Source organism: Rickettsiales endosymbiont of Peranema trichophorum (genome assembly GCF_004210275.1).
Classification (GTDB): domain Bacteria; phylum Pseudomonadota; class Alphaproteobacteria; order Rickettsiales; family Midichloriaceae; genus RICK02.
In genome coordinates, this window is the sequence record NZ_SCFA01000092.1 from 1 (window position 1) to 1,406 (window position 1,406).

The 1,406-nt window shown below is 41.1% G+C and carries 2 protein-coding genes; both read right to left on the minus strand.

The genetic code is table 11. The annotated features are described in order from the left end of the window. Window positions 1–1,085, minus strand: a 1,085-nt coding sequence (locus EDM53_RS04710) for an AAA family ATPase (protein ID WP_165379647.1), incomplete at its 3' end; no start/stop codon positions are given. A 16-nt stretch (window positions 1,086–1,101) separates the two neighbouring features. Further along, on the minus strand, window positions 1,102–1,406 hold a 305-nt coding region (locus tag EDM53_RS04715), incomplete at its 5' end, for a PD-(D/E)XK nuclease domain-containing protein (protein WP_207215482.1).

Genomic DNA, 1,406 nt, shown 5'->3' on the forward strand with positions numbered 1-1,406 from the left:
CATAAGGCTTCCGGCTTCTTCTTTATGTCGGGAAACACTAAATTCTCAGACAGTACTTGTGTTATTACTTTGCCCTGCAACAATTCCTCAAACTCCTTCCTAACTTCCGGCTTCGCATCCTTTAACAGCTCTTCTATCAGTTCGTTGCTTGACGTATTCACCCAGTATTCCTTTAATATCCCTTCGTTGTCTAAGCAGTTAATTATAGACCAGGGGTTGTACAATACATGCTTCCCTATTTGATAACCGTTGTACCACTCTTTTATCTCACCAATCGACACAGAGCGCTTTGTTTCTTCCAGTAGCTTCACAACCTCATCTTCGGTAAATCCAAAGTATTGCCCAAACCTCTCCCTAAGCATCGAATATACCGAGATGTTGTTCAATCCAGAGAACAAACTCTCTTGTGAGATACGTGTTATTCCCGTAACCACAGCCTTTGTCAGATAACTATTATCCTTTAATGCCTGGCCCAATATACTCCGCATTAGCTCTATCATCTTCTCGTAGTATTTTTTTAGGTAAGCCTGCTGTATTGGTGTGTCGTATTCGTCTATCAATATAATCGGGTTCTTTCCACAATATCTATGTATGTAGATACATAGACATTGCAGTGATTCCTGGACCTCTGAACTTTGCCCAGTCTTGTATAACAAACGGTTAAACACTCCCTTCTCATCGTCACTCAAACAACCAGATTCTAGCAAGTATCTATGCTGCCCATATAACCTACTGATCAACGATACTATGTTCTCGTACGCACTCTTGTAGCGCGACTTCTTCACATCCTTGAACGATATAAATATCACTGGATACTTATGCTGGTGCTCCTCACAAAAAGCTCTGTCCTGCCCTATATTTAGCTTCTCAAACAAATTCTCATCTTTTGGCTGACTATGATCTAAAAAGTAGTACAGCATCGACAAGTTCAATGTTTTACCAAATCTTCTAGGCCTGGTGATTAAAATCACCTTCGCACCGTCCTCTAATACTTCTTTGATTAAAAGAGTCTTATCGGTAAATACATACTCTTCTCTTACTATTTCTCTAAAATCACTGACTCCTACCGGCAGTTTGTATTTCATAATTTCAACTCGCTTCTTATTTGTGCTCTAACAACAACTTCTCACTCACCAAACACATCTGCTTCCCGCAAAACGCCAGGCCGATCGCTAATACCTCTTTCACTCCGTTTTGCTTAAAAAGCTCCAGATATTGCTTATCTTTTACCTGCTTCAACCCTTCTTGCGCCTTTGCCTTCAGCTTCTTCGAATCACCTGTTGCCTTAAACTCCAGCAAAATAGCAGCTCTTCCACTCTGCTTTGGCAACATCACCACGTCAAACCTTCCAAGTCCTGACTCTTGATTTGACCGTATGTAGTATTCTCCTCTCAGTCCCACTACCA